At 47.3% G+C, this 16,909-nt stretch carries 9 protein-coding genes, 11 tRNA genes and 2 rRNA genes; 1 reads left to right on the forward strand and 21 read right to left on the reverse strand.

The window, feature by feature from the left end; translation table 11 throughout:
• Nucleotides 1-298: 298 nt before the first annotated feature.
• From glmS to ppc, 8 genes are all read right to left on the reverse strand, one after another.
• Nucleotides 299-2,131 (reverse strand): glutamine--fructose-6-phosphate transaminase (isomerizing), encoded by a 1,833-nt coding sequence (gene glmS / locus MKY97_RS25195; protein WP_342552943.1) that lies wholly within the window; start codon nt 2,129-2,131, stop codon nt 299-301.
• 234 nt (nt 2,132-2,365) lie between these two features.
• The gene (locus tag MKY97_RS25200) at nt 2,366-2,524 is read right to left on the reverse strand and encodes a hypothetical protein (RefSeq protein ID WP_342552944.1); all 159 of its coding nucleotides are present in this window, start codon (nt 2,522-2,524) and stop codon (nt 2,366-2,368) included.
• A gap of 370 nt (nt 2,525-2,894) precedes the next feature.
• A complete protein-coding gene (glmM, locus tag MKY97_RS25205; protein WP_342552945.1) occupies nt 2,895-4,235 on the reverse strand; it encodes a phosphoglucosamine mutase in 1,341 nt (446 codons plus the stop codon).
• A 73-nt stretch (nt 4,236-4,308) separates the two neighbouring features.
• Nucleotides 4,309-5,811 (reverse strand): CdaR family protein, encoded by a 1,503-nt coding sequence (locus MKY97_RS25210; RefSeq protein ID WP_342552946.1) that lies wholly within the window; start codon nt 5,809-5,811, stop codon nt 4,309-4,311.
• Nucleotides 5,804-6,643 carry a diadenylate cyclase CdaA gene (gene cdaA / locus MKY97_RS25215; protein ID WP_342552947.1) on the reverse strand — a complete coding sequence of 280 codons (840 nt, stop codon included), beginning with the start codon at nt 6,641-6,643 and terminating at the stop codon, nt 5,804-5,806. The genes MKY97_RS25210 and cdaA overlap by 8 nt, the downstream gene beginning before the upstream one ends.
• A gap of 292 nt (nt 6,644-6,935) precedes the next feature.
• On the reverse strand, nt 6,936-7,550 hold the full coding sequence (locus tag MKY97_RS25220; RefSeq protein ID WP_342552948.1) for a zf-HC2 domain-containing protein: 615 nt from the start codon (nt 7,548-7,550) through the stop codon (nt 6,936-6,938).
• Between the two features lie 135 nt (nt 7,551-7,685).
• Nucleotides 7,686-8,252, reverse strand: a complete 567-nt coding sequence (gene sigW, locus MKY97_RS25225; protein ID WP_090924356.1) for an RNA polymerase sigma factor SigW — start codon at nt 8,250-8,252, stop codon at nt 7,686-7,688.
• A gap of 245 nt (nt 8,253-8,497) precedes the next feature.
• The gene (ppc, locus tag MKY97_RS25230) at nt 8,498-11,290 is read right to left on the reverse strand and encodes a phosphoenolpyruvate carboxylase (protein ID WP_342552949.1); all 2,793 of its coding nucleotides are present in this window, start codon (nt 11,288-11,290) and stop codon (nt 8,498-8,500) included.
• A 586-nt stretch (nt 11,291-11,876) separates the two neighbouring features.
• Here ppc and MKY97_RS25235 point away from each other — a divergent pair.
• Entirely contained in the window at nt 11,877-12,233 is a 357-nt protein-coding gene (locus MKY97_RS25235) for a WGxxGxxG family protein (protein WP_342552950.1), read from the forward strand.
• Between the two features lie 243 nt (nt 12,234-12,476).
• On the opposite strand, the gene MKY97_RS25240 is transcribed toward MKY97_RS25235, so the two are convergent.
• The 13 genes from MKY97_RS25240 to MKY97_RS25300 all read right to left on the reverse strand — a co-directional run bounded on the left by MKY97_RS25240 (nt 12,477) and on the right by MKY97_RS25300 (nt 16,722).
• Nucleotides 12,477-12,547: transfer RNA gene (locus MKY97_RS25240), tRNA-Gly, on the reverse strand.
• A gap of 11 nt (nt 12,548-12,558) precedes the next feature.
• A tRNA-Pro gene (locus MKY97_RS25245) sits at nt 12,559-12,632 on the reverse strand.
• 16 nt (nt 12,633-12,648) lie between these two features.
• Nucleotides 12,649-12,725 (reverse strand) — tRNA-Arg (locus MKY97_RS25250).
• Nucleotides 12,726-12,731: 6 nt separating this feature from the next.
• Nucleotides 12,732-12,806 (reverse strand) — tRNA-Gly (locus tag MKY97_RS25255).
• An 11-nt stretch (nt 12,807-12,817) separates the two neighbouring features.
• A tRNA-Leu gene (locus MKY97_RS25260) sits at nt 12,818-12,898 on the reverse strand.
• Nucleotides 12,899-12,910: 12 nt separating this feature from the next.
• A tRNA-Lys gene (locus MKY97_RS25265) sits at nt 12,911-12,983 on the reverse strand.
• An 8-nt stretch (nt 12,984-12,991) separates the two neighbouring features.
• Nucleotides 12,992-13,066 (reverse strand) — tRNA-Gln (locus tag MKY97_RS25270).
• 9 nt (nt 13,067-13,075) lie between these two features.
• Nucleotides 13,076-13,151, reverse strand: a tRNA-Val gene (locus tag MKY97_RS25275).
• Between the two features lie 45 nt (nt 13,152-13,196).
• Nucleotides 13,197-13,268: transfer RNA gene (locus tag MKY97_RS25280), tRNA-Glu, on the reverse strand.
• Nucleotides 13,269-13,278: 10 nt separating this feature from the next.
• Nucleotides 13,279-13,351: transfer RNA gene (locus MKY97_RS25285), tRNA-Thr, on the reverse strand.
• Between the two features lie 3 nt (nt 13,352-13,354).
• Nucleotides 13,355-13,430 (reverse strand) — tRNA-Asn (locus MKY97_RS25290).
• A gap of 84 nt (nt 13,431-13,514) precedes the next feature.
• Nucleotides 13,515-13,631, reverse strand: a 5S ribosomal RNA gene (rrf, locus tag MKY97_RS25295).
• Between the two features lie 148 nt (nt 13,632-13,779).
• A 23S ribosomal RNA gene (locus MKY97_RS25300) occupies nt 13,780-16,722 on the reverse strand.
• Nucleotides 16,723-16,909 lie beyond the last annotated feature (187 nt).

Genomic DNA, 16,909 nt, shown 5'->3' on the forward strand with positions numbered 1-16,909 from the left:
AAAAAATTAACAATAAACCCCATATAATATTGATCTTACGCTTCTGTACAATCTATAAGCGAATCAGCCCATTAAATCAACAAAAAGGACGCCCCACTTTCTTGCCTGGCTGCGTCCTCAACATGATGGTATCCTCACCAAAAAGGAGCCGCGAGTCAATCCCTCGGGCTCCTTTTTAGATGCTGATCATCATTCACTTATATTAAGTTTACAATATTTATTGACTGCTTTACGGCTTTTTCATACCGAGATCACCATTCTGTTTCCACAAAACGTTTACTAGAACGTTAAACTGCCTTTACTCAACCGTTACACTTTTCGCCAGGTTACGTGGTTTATCTACATCATGACCCAGAGCCAGGGAAGCGTAATATGCCAGCAATTGCAAAGCAACAACAGATAGAGCTGGGCTCAGAAGCGGCAGCGTCTTAGGAATAGCAAACGCTTGGTCTACAGACTTCAACAAAGGTGCTACGTGCTCTTCGTACGTAATCGCCAGTACGTCTGCGCCGCGAGCTTTCACTTCTTTGATATTGCTTACCGTTTTCTCCAGAACGTTCTCCTGAGTCGCCAGAGCAATAACAGGAATACCGTCTTCGATCAACGCTAGTGTACCGTGTTTCAATTCACCTGCAGCATAAGCCTCCGAGTGAATATAAGAGATCTCTTTCAGTTTTAACGATCCTTCTTGGGCTACCGCGTAATCCAGACCACGACCAATGAAGAAAAGATGTTGATGTTTAGAGATTTGCTCTGCATATCCTTTGATCGCATCTGCTTGCTTCAGCATCGATTCCACCTGCTCAGGCAGGGCTTGCATCGCTGCCAATGTGTGTGCAATCTCTTCCTGAGTTTGCGTACCACGTACTTGTGCAAGGTACAGACCAAGCAGGTTGAACGCGATCAACTGGGAAGTGTATGCCTTAGTGGAAGCCACGGCGATCTCAGGACCAGCCAATGTAGCAATCACATCGTCTGCATCACGAGCAATCGAGCTGCCCACAACATTTGTAATCGCCAGTACATGTGCACCGTTAGATTGAGCTTCACGCAGCGCTGCCAGTGTATCTGCGGTTTCACCGGATTGGCTCACTACAATTACAAGTGTATCCTTATTTACGATTGGCGAGCGGTATCGATACTCGGAAGCCACATCTGTTTCTACCGGAATACGCACCAATTGCTCAATCACTGTACGTCCAACCAGACCTGCATGGTATGCCGTACCACATGCAATAATCTGAATGTTACGAATATTTTTAATTTGCTCTTCCGTCATTTTGAGCTCAGGAAGCTGTACTTTTTTGCCTTCATTGTCGATACGACCCAGCATTGTATCACGATATGCTTTTGGCTGCTCATGAATCTCTTTCAGCATAAAGTGCTCAAATCCGCCTTTTTCCGCGGTTACTGCATCCCAATCGACACGAATCATTTCCCGAGAAATAAAATTGCCCTCAATCGTCATCAATTCGACAGCATCATGTGTCAATACAGCCATTTCACCATCATTCAGAATGTACACATTACGTGTATGTTCCAGAATTGCCGGGATATCAGAACCAATGAAGTTCTCACCTTCACCAACACCAATAATCAATGGGCTCGCTTGACGCACAGCAACGAGTTTCTCAGGCTCATGCTCTGTCAATACACCCAGCGCGAATGCGCCGCGCAGCAGCGTGATCACTTTTTGCACAGTTTTAACAATGTCACCATTGTATTCACGTGCAACCAGGTGAGAAATGACTTCGGTATCTGTCTCGGAAGTAAACGTGTGACCTTGGGAGATCAGCTCATCCTTCAGCTCCAAATAGTTCTCAATAATCCCGTTATGCACAACGGAGAACTTCTGGCTTCCATCCGTATGTGGATGTGAATTCTCGTCCGATGGTTTACCATGGGTAGCCCAACGTGTGTGTCCAATTCCGGCATTACCTACCAGCGGAGCACCATCAAGCTTTGCTTCCAGGTTTGCCAAACGTCCGAGAGCTTTCGTAATTTGCAGACCTTGCGGTGTAAATACCGCAATACCCGCAGAATCATAACCACGATACTCGAGTTTTTTCAATCCTTCAACCAATACCGATTGAGTGTTCTTATTACCAATATATCCAACAATACCGCACATAGTTTATTTCCTCCGTTTGTATATGAATACTGTGACAGGAAGAGAAACAGGCAGAGGTGGACGTATTGGAAAATGATAGATTGCTTAACCGTATCATGAATATCATTTCCTATTCAATTATCAACGATCAGAACGGCCTGCTGCCGTCCCGCTGTGTTCATGCTGTATTACGAATGCAATCATGAATGTACATCATTTTCCCGTCCGCGCACTGTTTACGCTCTTCACGCACATTCATTTTAATTTTGTCTTATCTCCTGCACCTACCGGCGCGTTGTGTGGACAGTCACCCATCCATTTTCCGCAATCCGGTTTACGGCTCTGATGCATCACCGGGAGGTCCCCGCCGAACAATCCGAACACCTCCACCTCGTCAGCTTGATTGCCGTCCATGTTGAGTATGTCCTCTTCCTTTTCCAAAAGAGATACTCATCAACATGCGTCCCGCGCAATTTCAAGCTCTGGCGCTTGTGTAACTGTAACCTTACAATCCTCACTTTCTGTGTCTGAATGACGACTCCACTCATTATATGCACCTTAAGTTCATTTTGCAATGGAGCAAAGTACCTGTAACAATTTCAGCACATTTACCCACGCTCCTGACCAGATAATCAGACCCATGGTCTTATCTAATCAGGACGCAGGAACAATAATCAAACGTTAGTATTTGGAAACTCATCAGCCTCTGTATACCCATATGCTTATAAAACAATCTTGTGAAAACGAACACTCAGACTGCATAACAGCAGGCTTTTCAAGCAAACTAGATCAGTTCTTTTTGCACAACATCTGCAATCTGGGATACAAACTGCTCAAGCTCATGTTTATCAGGACCTTCGGCCATAACTCGGATCAGTGACTCTGTACCTGATGCACGAACCAACACACGACCATTATCTCCCAGCTGTGCTTCTACCGCAGCAATAGCTTCACCGATTGCAGTGTTACCCTCATATTTACTCTTATCTTCCACACGAACATTAACCAGCACTTGTGGATACTGTGTCATGATCGCTTTCAGGTCACTAAGCTTTTTACCCGAAGCCTTGAGCGTATCTACGAGTTGAATAGCCGTCAGCATGCCGTCTCCTGTTGTATTGTAGTCCAGGAAAATAACATGACCAGACTGCTCACCGCCCAGATTATATCCGCCACGTCGCATTTCCTCCATCACGTAGCGATCCCCTACAGCTGTTTTGGCCGTTTTCAGCGCGAGCTTCTCTGTTGCTTTGTAAAAACCGATGTTGCTCATTACGGTTGATACCACTGTGCTGTCTTTCAATTTGCCTGCCCGATTCATCGCGTCTCCGCAAATGCACAGAATAAAGTCGCCATCCACTTCGGCACCTGTTTCATCAATGGCAATCAGACGATCCGCATCCCCGTCAAAAGCAAGACCAAGGTCTGCTTTATGCTTCAGCACCTCTTGCTTCAAGTGCTCCGGATGAGTCGAACCACACTTTTCGTTAATGTTCAGACCATTCGGTTCCGAGCCAATAGCAATGACTTCAGCACCAAGCTCACTAAACAATTTTGGTGCCAGCTCATAGGCTGCACCATTAGCACAATCGAGTACAATTTTGAGACCGGAGAACGATTCGGATACGGTTGTTTTCAGGTAATCCAAATAACGGTAACGGGATTCTTCATCCATCGTCACAGTTCCAAGACCTGCACCAACCGGGCGCGGCAGCTCATCTTTTTCCGCATCCATCAGCTCTTCGATCCGGTTTTCTGTTTCATCCGACAGCTTGAAACCATCTCCACCGAAAAATTTGATCCCGTTATCCTCCACAGGGTTGTGGGAAGCCGAGATCATTACACCCGCATCAGCTTTAAGCAGACGAGTAATGTAAGCCACACCTGGAGTAGAAACAACACCTAAACGAATGACATCCGCACCGATAGACAGAAGTCCTGCAACCAGTGCTGATTCCAGCATCAGTCCAGAAATCCGTGTATCCATACCAATGACTACCTTCGGTCTTTCTACACCGCCTGCAAGCACATATCCGCCGCACCGTCCGATGCTGTATGCCAGCTCCGCCGTCAACTCTTTATTGGCAACCCCTCTGACACCATCTGTACCAAAATATTTACCCATGATCTAACTCCTTCTATTTGCATCTTATATGAGCGCATCAATACATTTTTAGAAATTGAAATAAAATGACATCTTACGGATTTGAACCCGATTTACCACCGTTACTGCTGTTATTCTCATTGCTGTTTACACTACCACGGTTCACTGCTGCACTTCCCTGCTGGCTTTGATCCTGATGCTCCGTATTCGATTCATCTTGCTCTTCCACAGGATCCGTGTTTGGCTGTCCGTTTTCAACTTCTGCCGGCGATGGATCTGGTCCTGTTTGATTATCCTCACTGGAGTTTTGCTCTGGAGGCACAGCTGCATCTTTGGCCTTTTCGCTGATCTTGACCGTCGCACTTAAATCAGTGGACGCCCCATCCAGCTTCGCAAACCGGGGTAAAGCAGCTTCCAGTTCAATCTCATGTGTACCTTCACCAAGGCCTTGAAGATTTCCCGTAAGCTTGATGTCATCCCCACTTAAACCTTCAAGCATGCTTTGTGATCCCGTTAGTGTAATGTTCAGGCCCCCGCTTTTGGGAGTAACCAGCTCACTTTCAAGCCCATTTCCCAATCCGCTCAGAAGAATCGGTACGTTGGGAAAAACTTTCGTGGTTGTCTCGACCTCATCGTAAGGCGACACCGTGACTTTGATCTGAATCGAACTAGGCTCGATTTTCTCAGAACCCGAAGGCGGCGTCAAGTCCACGTTAACTGTTGTAGTGCCGGACTGAGTGAACTGTGTAAGATCAAGCGCAGCCTGGTCATAGGACTGTATACCCGCAAGTGATTCCTCACTCCCATAAATCGAGACTTCTTTCACGCTCGGCTCGACCGAAGAGAGTACCAGACCATCGGGCAGCTGTCCTGAATATTTGATCCTCAAGGGCACTTTTGTATAGGGCTGATTGACCGGAACACGGACTTCGACTGTCTGTGGTGTTATAGCCGCATTTTCAATCACTTTGCCCTCGGCATCATATGCCTGAAGTTTCACTTTTTTCTGAATCACGTCTTCCTTCGCATCTTTTATGCTTACACTGCCCTGAACCTTCGCTACAGCTTCAAGCTGCCCTTCCGGCAGAGTTACCTTAACCGGAGCCAAGGGCTCAACCACAGGCTTTCCAGCACGATATCCAGCGGAAGGCTCTCCTTCGGGTACAATATTCACATTAAATGATTTGGTGCCCAATTTTTCTACATTCACCGTTACCATGGAAGGTTCCATGCTGACAACTTCAACCCCGGAAGGTAAATCAGGCACAAGCGGCAGCGTGTTTGAACCCTCCTTTACCTGGCTCAAATCAACCAGCACTTTATAATCGTCATTTGTGAAAATGGAAGTCAGCATTGAACGCTGCCCTTTGATCTCCAGCCGCACTTCATCTGTGCTGAGAGATGTAAGAACATACGCGTTACTATCCAGCCCGTAGGGCTGAACAGGAACATTCCGTTCCACAATTTTACTGGATATCCCCGTTGTAATGGTTGGAGTTGTAGGTACTTCATCCAGATGAATCATGAACCAGAGAAGCAGACTTACCGCCAGTGCAAGTATTTTGGCAAAGTTGTTATTGTTAAACCATTTATCCATTGTTACGTCCTCCCTTCCGTTTCCAGAAGGTTGACCATGCATTCTTTTTGCTCAGATTGGAGGTTGGGCGCAATTCCTCATACAGTTTGGCTATCAGCGACTCTTCCTTAATATCACGGACCACCTGTCCGTTCATCGCCAGAGAAACTTGTCCTGTCTCCTCCGAAACAATCAGACAGATTGCATCGGCCACCTCAGTAATTCCGATTGCCGCACGATGACGTGTTCCCAATTCCTTGCTGATAAACGGATTCTCGGATAATGGCAGATAACAGGCAGCTGCAGATATTTGTTTTCCTTGGATAATTACTGCGCCATCATGAAGTGGTGTATTTGGAATAAAGATGTTAATCATCAGTTCCGAACTGACAAGCGATTGCATTTTGATTCCTGATTCGGTGTAGTCATTCAGACCTGTTTCACGTTCAAAAACCACCAGAGCACCGATTTTACGCCGGGACAAATAATTAACAGACTTAATAATCTCACCAATTAACACCGTTAATTCTTCATCACTTGCAGCGGCCGAGCGGCCAAATAACTTACCCCGGCCCAATTGCTCCAGACCACGTCGAAGTTCTGGTTGGAAAATGATAAACACTGCAACGACCCCAAACGTAAACATCTGGTTCATCAACCATTTAAGGGTATATAGATTTAACCATGTGCTTAGTGCCCAGATCAATACAAGGAACAAAATCCCTTTCAGAAGCTGAACCGCACGTGTACCACGCACAAGCAAAATCAGTTTGTACATAATATAGGTAACGATCAATATATCGATAACGTCCTTAATGGACTCTTTCCACGTTAAGTCAGCAAAATAATTCATAAGCCAGCCCCCGCTATCCCCATTGATGAGTAAACACTGATCTCATATTAACCATTCGGGATTTTACATAATCCCTTCTTCGCATTTATCTAATGCTTATCTATATGTAGTATGTTCTCTTTACTATCTAGGTTATAACGTTACCGTTCAGGTTGCAAGTTACTCCGGTCACAAACTGAATATAAGCTTACTTTTCCCACTTTTTCTGACATTTGAACAATAAAAAAAGAGTACCCCACGCAATTCGGAGGTACCCTGCTTGGTATATACCTATTGAAGTTGATCCCTTGTCTTAACGGTATGCCACTTCATTTACCATATTGGTTATTTTGTACCAGAACCAGTCCAGCGCCTGATCAATGCTTTTCACTTGACCTGACACGTGAGCTGTGGAGGCTTGAAACAGTTGTCCGTCGATGACCGTCAGATTACCATTCACATCACCGTACACCTGAGCGGTTCCATTCTCTATCGTAAGATCGCCAGCAACTGACTTACCTTCCGGGACAATAACCGTGCTGCCTTGAATCACGAGCTGATCCAGACTGTTCCCCTTAACCACCATTTCGTTGTTCTGATTCCAGAAATTGAAGGCGCTAAAGAGCATCACGACCAAAAAGAAGGCTGCCGCCGTCATCGCGGGATGTCCTTTGACCCATTTGAGCCATATTTGCTGTCTCTTGGGCTGTGGCAGAGCATTCATAATTCGATTGGTCAGCTCATCCGAGGCAGACGGTGAATAATGTTTCATGGCAAAGAGCAGCATTTCCGTCTGTTCCAACTCTTTAAAGCGCATGCGACAATCCGGACAGATCAATAAATGGCTTTTCAGTTCAACCTTCTGTTCCGGGGACAACGACTCATCCAAACATTCATGCATTAAAGAGACGGCCGAGTTGCAATCCATATGAGAGCCAATCCTTTCCTTAGACACTTAGTCCCTGCGCCTGTAAAAAGCACGCATAAGACTTGCATACATTACATACGCATCCGTTTCAGATATGTTTCAAATAATTTTGCCCAAAATTCGGTGAATCTGAAATTATAACTTGTATTCCAATTTTTTACGCAAAAAGTCACGGCCCCGATGCACTCGTGTCTTGATCGTTGTTACGGGCATCCCTGTGACATCACTAATTTCTTGTAATGACAAGTCCTGCAGGTATCTTAGAACCATAACAGACTTGTACTTAGCGGGTAAGCTGTCGATTGCCTCACGAATGAGGGTCTGTGTTTCGGAGAGCAGTGCTTCGGACTCCGGTGTTCGATCATCACTGGGAAGCATGGCATATCCGTCTGATCCTTCCTGATCATTCAACTCGGCATCCAATGAGTAAGAAGGTTTCTTCCTGCGAAGCCTGTCAATACATAAATTTGTTGCAATCCGATAGATCCAAGTCGAGAACTTCTGATTCGGATCATACTTCTCCATATTTCGAAACACACGCAAAAACGTCTCCTGAACAACGTCTTCTGCTTCGTGACGATTGCTCAGCATCCGGTATGCCAAATGAAACAGCTTGTCCTTGTATAGTTCAACGATTTCTGCAAAGGCTCTCTGGTCACCCTTAAGCACCAGCTTTACCAGCCTGTTCTCCAAATTGTCCACCCTAATTCCCCCAGACATGCTGATGGGTCTTCCGTCTTCTAATACCCGTCCACACTTGTAATTCACCAATCAAATCGTAAATCAACTTTGGTCAAAAATCAAGACTGTATGACAAATATGCTCCAAAAACAGTAAAAACGGGAACTCCCGAAGGAGTCCCGTCTAATCCCGCCTTCTTAAAGGAGAGATGGATTGTTATTTATTACATTAACCATTCATTATATGAATGATTACCGGAACAGACATCAGCCTGTATTACGCAATCCTGCAGCGATACCATTGATGGTCAGCAGTACTTCCCGGAGCAGTTCCGTATCATCATCCCCACGTTCACGCATATCACGCAGTTCACTCAGGAGCTGCACCTGCATGTAGGATAATGGGTCAACATACGGATTACGCAAACGAATGGACTCCTGAATAACAGGTACATCATCCAGAATCTCGGCTTCGCCTGTAATTTTCAGAATCAACTCTTTTGTAAGTTTAAACTCTGTTTCGATCTGACCAAAGATCCGATCCCGAGCTTCCTTATTCGAAGTCATGGCCGAATACTCTTTGGCAATCACGAGATCTGCTTTGGCAATCGCCATCTGCACCGTATCAATCAGCGTGCGGAAAAACGGGAAGTTAGCATACATGTCTTTCAGGACGTTAAGGTTTTCCTCTTTACCCTGATAGTAACTTTGCAGACCCGTACCTGCCGCATACCATGCCGGAAGCAAGTAACGGCTTTGGGTCCAGGCAAATACCCAAGGAATTGCACGCAAATCTTCAAACTTGTCACTGCCCTTCCGTTTGGATGGACGTGAACCAATGTTGAGTTCGCCTACTTCTGGAAGCGGAGTAGACTCTTTAAAGAACGTGAAGAAGTCCGGGTCACGGAAAATGAGATCCTGATATTTTGTCAGTGACACTTCCGAAATGTCTTTGATAATCTCATCCCATGCCTGCTCTGATGCTGACTCTTGCGGCTCCAGACCATTCAAAGCAGCTGTAATCAACGCTGAAGTAGCCTGCTCCAGACTGCGGTATGCAATCCCCTGAAGAGAATAACGGGATGAAATAACCTCGCCTTGTTCTGTGATCTTGATTCCGCCACCAATGGTATGCGGCGGTTGGGCAAGGATACTGCGGTTCAGCGGCATGCCTCCGCGTCCAAGGGCTCCTCCGCGTCCGTGGAAGAACTTCAACTTCACACCATGCTCGTCACCGACAGCCGTAATTGCGTTCATCGCTACTCGCAGTTCCCAGTTCGCAGTGACTACGCCGCCATCTTTATTGCTGTCAGAGTAACCGAGCATAATTTCGTGAAGCTCATTACGTCCTCTCACGCTTGCACGGTACACAGGCAGGTTAAACAACCGCTGCATAATCTCGGATGCCGCATGAAGGTCATCAATCGTCTCAAACAATGGAACAGCCTGCAGTGTAGAAATGACTTCACCGTTTGCTCCCTTGGAGAACAAACCAACTTCTTTGGCAAACACCATGACTTCAAGCAGGTCACTTGCTCCTTGGGTCATACTAATCAGATAACTCGTGATGCAGCCTGTGCCAAATTCATTCTGTGCACGTTTGATGGTACGGAACACATCCAGACACTCTCTGGTTCCTTCCGTATATTGATGGTAAGGCGATGTAAGCGGCCTTGGGTCATCCAGCAAGCGAGCAAGCAGATCAATTTTACCGTCTTCTGTCAGGCGTGCGTAATCTTCTACGATGTTCATTTTGGCCAAAATTTCCGACATCGCACTTTCATGCTCTTTGCTGTGCTGACGCACATCCAGAGCTGCCGTATGGAAACCGAATAGTTCAACCTGACGAATCATTTTGCGAACGGTGGTATCCGCTACATAGTCAGCAAAATGGTGGCGCAGGCTTCGGTCGATAATTAACAAATCATCAATTAAGTCTTGAGCGTTCTGGTATCGGTCAGGCTGACTCACCTTGTTCTCGTCAAGAACATTATTCAGCTTGGCGATCATGTAAGCCAGTTTGATGCGATACGGCTCTTTCTCATTACGCCAAATGTCCACTTTTTTCAAAGTAACACAGCTGCGGTCCTGCTCAATTGACTGCGCCAGTTCATCCGAGATGTGAATGATATTGGTGCTGAAGCTCAAGTGACCCATAAGCTCAATCATAATCCGCTGGTACTCACGCAAAGCGAGCTTGCGCTGCATAAGCAGTGTTTTCCATGTTACATCTGAAGTTACCGATGGATTTCCATCCCGGTCTCCACCAATCCAGGAACCGAAACGCAAATACGTCGGCACATGCCAGTCATGGTCTGGATAAAATTTATTCAGGCAGCGTTCCAGCTCCTGGTATACATCCGGAAGTACGTGGAACAACGTTTCATGAAAGTAGTACATCCCGTTCCGCACTTCATCGAGCACAGTCGGTTTGCGATCGCGGAGTTCATCCGTCTGCCAAAGAGTGATAACCTCATTCAGCAGTTTCTCGCGCAGCTGTTCACGTTCACGCAACGTCAGCGTAGGATTATCGAGCAGCATGACATCTTCTGAGATCCGTTTGTGGATATCCAGAATAACCCGGCGCATCGCCTCCGTCGGGTGAGCTGTCATGACGAGTTCCAGTGATAAATCATCCAGAATCTCTTCTACCTCGGTATGAGACAGTCCACGTTCCTTCAAATCCTGTACTGCCTTTTCAATCGAACCTGGCTGCACAGTATCTCCTGCAGAACGCTCATAGTCCCGTTTACGCCGGATCCGATGGTTTTGTTCAGCAATATTAACTAATTGAAAATAAATAGCGAAAGCCCGAATAACCTGATGACGATTGTCCGAGTCTAATTCCTGGATCATCTTTTTGAACTCTTCATACAGTTCCGGCAAAAACTCTGCACGCAATGATTTGCTCGTTTCTCGAATCTTCTCAACGATATCTAGAAGCTCCGTGCCGCCTTGATGGACAAGAACTTCTCCGAGTATATTGCCCAGGAACCGCACGTCTCGCCGAAGCAGGTTGTTGGATTGGCTTTTGCTGGCGGTTACCATAGTTTCAGTCATGCTTATCCTCCCATCTGATCGTTCCATTCGTACACGTAAATTTGACACCTTCATAACATCATACAATAAAATGGTACGAAAATCTTCATTTTTCTACTAGAAAAAATGGGGATTATCCCCGATTTACAGCACAAAAACACGCTTTTTTATTCATTTTCTTATTCTGCTTCAATGAATGGTCATATGCTGTAGCATGATACCTTTTTCACGTACTTTTGATATTCAAAAATACTCATACCTATTCTAAAAAACTTATAATTATACAGTTCTTCTACATAGGTCTAGATGTACGCGCACAAATCACCTGATATCCAGTTTTACCATTCATTGATAACAGAGGGTTCCAAAGAAACATGACCGGCAAAGCAAGCTTTTGTATACTTTACCACAGTGACGTAATAAATTAAAGATGAAATTTTTATTTTCTACCTGTTACCGTCTGCTTTCAACTGTTTTCTTATGTATCTTGGTATCAATTTGTATATAGCCTTGCCCATAAGTTAACACTCCTCCCACTACATAATGTTCTTATGTATTTGGGCAGATTACTTGATAGTTCGTACAAAAAAAAGGAGGAGTTCACATCATGAAAAAGACCACAACAATGATTGCTTCAGTACTTCTGGTTGCCGCAATGGCTGGTTCCGCAGGTGCTGAAGGCCACATGGCTAAAGGAACTGATGCCAATGGTTCACGTGTTCAATCGTATCAGAACAGCGGCTATATGGATCGTACAAACAGCAATATGAACATGAACATGGATGGTAACTATCGTACGAACGGTGACTACCGCAGCAACGGAGATTACCGGACAAACAATGTACGTACGAACGCTGCCACAACAGATCGTGACCGGGGCATGGACTGGGGATGGCTTGGTTTGCTGGGATTGCTGGGATTGGCCGGCATGCGTAAAAGAGTAACTGATCATCACGAGCGTTAATTCATTGGTTCCGTTGTAAAAAAAACCTCCGCTGCTGTCAGAGTACTGCTGACCATTAGCGTAAAGCAAACCTAAAAGAGCCAAGACCTTCTGTGCTGCTTCGCACGAAGATCTTGGCTCTTGGAATACATATGAGGCGATACGTTCCTTAGATCGCCTCCTGGCCCGCATTCATATCTGTTCTGCATTTCATGTTCCCAAACAAAAAAGTCTCTGCTTCTACAGCAGAGACTTTGATCAGTAAGCGGGTGATGGGAATCGAACCCACGCTATTAGCTTGGAAGGCTAAAGTTCTACCATTGAACTACACCCGCATAAACAAATATCGGGATGACACGATTTGAACATGCGACCCCCTGGTCCCAAACCAGGTGCTCTACCAAGCTGAGCTACATCCCGATATGAATAGAAATAATGGCGCGCCCTGAGAGATTCGAACTCCCGGCCTTTTGATTCGTAGTCAAACGCTCTATCCAGCTGAGCTAAGGGCGCAAATATTGGAGCGGAAGACGGGAATCGAACCCGCGACCCTCGCCTTGGCAAGGCGATGCTCTACCGCTGAGCCACTTCCGCATAATAAAGGATGCGCGTGGAGGGACTTGAACCCCCACGTCAAAGACGCTAGATCCTAAGTCTAGTGCGTCTGCCAATTCCGCCACACGCGCATATATAACAAGTGAGCCATGAAGGACTCGAACCTTCGACACCCTGATTAAAAGTCAGGTGCTCTACCAACTGAGCTAATGGCTCATATAAAATGGCTGGGGATATAGGATTTGAACCTATGCATGACGGAGTCAAAGTCCGTTGCCTTACCGCTTGGCTAATCCCCAATAATAAGATGGTGGAGGCTGAGGGGATCGAACCCCCGACCCTCTGCTTGTAAGGCAGATGCTCTCCCAGCTGAGCTAAGCCTCCATCTTTGGGATTCTCATCCCATTTCTTTAGTTATTAAAATAACTATGACCCGTAGGGGATTCGAACCCCTGTTACCTCCGTGAAAGGGAGGTGTCTTAACCCCTTGACCAACGGGCCCCATTTGCAGAGCTCTCAACCGGGATCGAACCGGTGACCTCATCCTTACCATGGATGCACTCTACCTACTGAGCTATGAGAGCAAATGGCTCCCCGAACAGGACTCGAACCTGTGACAACTCGATTAACAGTCGAGTGCTCTACCAACTGAGCTATCAGGGAATAATATGCATTTGCTGAGCAAATGCAATTCATCGTACAACGTCCACATGCAGAGCCTGTTTTCTATGTATGATGAAAGAGTTCGCTTGGCGGCGTCCTACTCTCCCAGGACCCTGCGGTCCAAGTACCATCGGCGCTAGAGGGCTTAACGGTCGTGTTCGGGATGGGTACGTGTGGAACCCCTCCGCCATCGCCACCAAACGCGATTGGATCGAAGCTGTGCTTCTTCCATTCAGTCGGAACTGAAAATCAACCACACCTTAAGGGATGTACCGATTTTCATGTCATTCAGAGTGTTGTTCTCTGAAAACTAGATTCGAAACGAAACTTACGCGACTAAAACCTGCTATTGGATAAGCCCTCGACCGATTAGTACTGGTCAGCTCCATGCATTGCTGCACTTCCACCCCCAGCCTATCTACCTCGTCGTCTTCAAGGGGTCTTACATACTGGGAAATCTCATCTTGAGGGGGGCTTCACGCTTAGATGCTTTCAGCGCTTATCCCGTCCGTACATAGCTACCCAGCGGTGCTCCTGGCGGAACAACTGGTACACCAGCGGTACGTCCATCCCGGTCCTCTCGTACTAAGGACAGCTCCTCTCAAATTTCCTACGCCCACGACAGATAGGGACCGAACTGTCTCACGACGTTCTGAACCCAGCTCGCGTACCGCTTTAATGGGCGAACAGCCCAACCCTTGGGACCTACTTCAGCCCCAGGATGCGATGAGCCGACATCGAGGTGCCAAACCTCCCCGTCGATGTGGACTCTTGGGGGAGATAAGCCTGTTATCCCCAGGGTAGCTTTTATCCGTTGAGCGATGGCCCTTCCATGCGGTACCACCGGATCACTAAGCCCGACTTTCGTCCCTGCTCGACTTGTAGGTCTCGCAGTCAAGCTCCCTTATGCCTTTGCACTCTTCGAATGATTTCCAACCATTCTGAGGGAACCTTTGGGCGCCTCCGTTACTCTTTAGGAGGCGACCGCCCCAGTCAAACTGCCCACCTGACACTGTCCCCGTACCCGCTAAGGGCACCAGGTTAGAACCTAGATACGATCAGGGTGGTATCCCAACGGTGCCTCCACACAAGCTGGCGCTCATGCTTCAAAGGCTCCCACCTATCCTGTACAGATCGTACCCAAATTCAATATCAAGCTGCAGTAAAGCTCCATGGGGTCTTTCCGTCTTGTCGCGGGTAACCTGCATCTTCACAGGTATTAAAATTTCACCGGATCTCTCGTTGAGACAGCGCCCAAGTCGTTACGCCATTCGTGCGGGTCAGAATTTACCTGACAAGGAATTTCGCTACCTTAGGACCGTTATAGTTACGGCCGCCGTTTACTGGGGCTTCGGTTCACAGCTTCGGATTGCTCCTAACCACTCCCCTTAACCTTCCAGCACCGGGCAGGCGTCAGCCCGTATACTTCGCCTTACGGCTTCGCACAGACCTGTGTTTTTGCTAAACAGTCGCTTGGGCCTTTTCACTGCGGCCCCCTCGTGCTATTCACACTACCGGGGCACCCCTTCTCCCGAAGTTACGGGGTCATTTTGCCGAGTTCCTTAACGAGAGTTCTTCCGCGCGCCTTAGAATTCTCTTCTCGCCTACCTGTGTCGGTTTGCGGTACGGGCACCTTCATCTGGCTAGAGGCTTTTCTTGGCAGTGTGAGATCATGACCTTCGCTACTGTAATTTTCACTCCCCATCACAGCTCAGCCTTATGATGTGCGGATTTGCCTACACATCAGCCTTACTGCTTGGACAGGCATCCATCAGCCTGCGTCACTACCCTACTGCGTCCCCCCATCGCTCGTAACGATTTACGGTGGTACAGGAATTTCGACCTGTTGTCCTTCGACTACGCCTTTCGGCCTCGCCTTAGGTCCCGACTTACCCTGAGCGGACGAGCCTTCCTCAGGAACCCTTAGGCTTTCGGCGGATCAGATTCTCACTGATCTTTTCGTTACTCATACCGGCATTCTCACTTGTATAATGTCCAGCGCTCCTTACGGTACACCTTCAACCCTTATACAACGCTCCCCTACCCCTGATGCAAGCATCAAGCCATAGCTTCGGTGGTGTGTTTAGCCCCGTTACATTTTCGGCGCAGAGTCACTCGACCAGTGAGCTATTACGCACTCTTTCAATGATGGCTGCTTCTAAGCCAACATCCTGGTTGTCTGTGCAACTCCACATCCTTTCCCACTTAACACACACTTGGGGACCTTAGCTGATGGTCTGGGCTGTTTCCCTTTTGACAATGGATCTTAGCACTCACTGTCTGACTCCCGGAAGTAAGTCTATGGCATTCGGAGTTTGACTGAGCTTGGTAACCCTTGCGGGCCCCGCACCCAATCAGTGCTCTACCTCCACGACTCTGTTTTCCGAGGCTAGCCCTAAAGCTATTTCGGGGAGAACCAGCTATCTCCGAGTTCGATTGGAATTTCTCCGCTACCCCCACCTCATCCCCGCACTTTTCAACGTGCGTGGGTTCGGGCCTCCAGTGCGTGTTACCGCACCTTCACCCTGGACAGGGGTAGATCACCCGGTTTCGGGTCTACGTCCACGTACTCATTCGCCCTATTCAGACTCGCTTTCGCTGCGGCTCCGGCTCTTCACCTTAACCTTGCACGGGAACGTAACTCGCCGGTTCATTCTACAAAAGGCACGCCATCACCCTGTTGACGAACAAGTTCGCAACATAGGGCTCTGACTTTTTGTAAGCACACGGTTTCAGGTTCTATTTCACTCCCCTTCCGGGGTGCTTTTCACCTTTCCCTCACGGTACTGCTTCACTATCGGTCGCTAGGAAGTATTTAGCCTTGGCAGATGGTCCTGCCGGATTCATACGGGGTTTCACGTGCCCCGCACTACTCGGGATCCGTCTCGGAGAGAATCAACTTTCAATTACAGGGCTTTTACCTTCTTTGGCGGGCCTTTCCAGACCTCTTCGTTTAACTGACTCCTTTGTAACTCCATGTGAGACGTCCCACAACCCCAAAGAGCAAGCTCTTTGGTTTGGGCTTCTCCGCGTTCGCTCGCCGCTACTGACGGAATCACTATTGTTTTCTCTTCCTCAGGGTACTTAGATGTTTCAGTTCCCCTGGTATGCCTCTGCACAACCTATGTATTCAGTTGTGAGTAACTGGATATTACCCCAGCTGGGTTTCCCCATTCGGACATCCCCGGATCAAAGCTTGCTTACAGCTCCCCGAGGCAGTATCGTTGTTCGCCACGTCCTTCATCGGCTCCTAGCGCCTAGGCATCCTCCGTGTGCTCTTAGCAGCTTAACCAGATTGCTCAGGTTTCGTTTGCTCGCTTCCCTTGTTTTGCTTACGCAAAGCCAAAAGTCGCTCCCATCCGATACCATCGCAATTGCATTTAACTACCTTATATAAACTTTCACTTGTTGACACAAGTTCAGCTTGGATGATTGTTGTTCGGTTACTTGAACCGAGCCAGCATTCATCCCTAAAAGGA

Origin of the sequence: Paenibacillus sp. FSL R7-0652, from assembly GCF_038595045.1 — a bacterium.
Classification (GTDB): Bacteria; Bacillota; Bacilli; order Paenibacillales; family Paenibacillaceae; genus Paenibacillus.

Coding starts and splice junctions, on each gene's coding strand:
- ppc (WP_342552949.1), bottom strand. CDS start 11,290: ATGACTGAAACTATGGTAACCGCCAGCAAAAGCCAATCCAACAACCTG.
- cdaA (WP_342552947.1), bottom strand. CDS start 6,643: ATGAATTATTTTGCTGACTTAACGTGGAAAGAGTCCATTAAGGACGTT.
- MKY97_RS25200 (WP_342552944.1), bottom strand. CDS start 2,524: ATGGACGGCAATCAAGCTGACGAGGTGGAGGTGTTCGGATTGTTCGGC.
- glmM (WP_342552945.1), bottom strand. CDS start 4,235: ATGGGTAAATATTTTGGTACAGATGGTGTCAGAGGGGTTGCCAATAAA.
- MKY97_RS25210 (WP_342552946.1), bottom strand. CDS start 5,811: ATGGATAAATGGTTTAACAATAACAACTTTGCCAAAATACTTGCACTG.
- MKY97_RS25235 (WP_342552950.1), top strand. CDS start 11,877: ATGAAAAAGACCACAACAATGATTGCTTCAGTACTTCTGGTTGCCGCA.
- glmS (WP_342552943.1), bottom strand. CDS start 2,131: ATGTGCGGTATTGTTGGATATATTGGTAATAAGAACACTCAATCGGTA.
- MKY97_RS25220 (WP_342552948.1), bottom strand. CDS start 7,550: ATGGATTGCAACTCGGCCGTCTCTTTAATGCATGAATGTTTGGATGAG.